Origin of the sequence: Prevotella sp. P5-108, from assembly GCF_002251385.1 — a bacterium.
Lineage (GTDB): Bacteria > Bacteroidota > Bacteroidia > Bacteroidales > Bacteroidaceae > Prevotella.
Window position 1 is genome coordinate 1 of the sequence record NZ_NPJJ01000040.1, and the last position, 253, is coordinate 253.

General features: G+C 41.5%; 1 pseudogene. It reads right to left on the reverse strand.

From position 1 onward, the window contains the following. A pseudogene (locus CIK95_RS08075) lies at positions 1-126 on the reverse strand (transposase); the annotation flags it as partial. Positions 127-253 lie beyond the last annotated feature (127 nt).

Sequence of the window (253 nt, forward strand, 5' to 3'; positions counted from 1 at the left end):
CAAAACAGAAAGGACATTCATTACGAAATTGAACACGCTACGATGTCTTGAATGTACAAGTTGTGCAACATTCTTAAGTTCGTCATTGATGGTTTCTATGACAGATCTTTTGCGCAACAGAATCTTGGGTCTGCGGATTTTTCCGGTTGGTAACACCGTATGTTAGGAATAAAGTCGTACCTTTGCCATATGGAACAGACCAAGCTACTACGCGCCATTCTTCCGGATGTGCTTATAGACAACTTCGATGTAC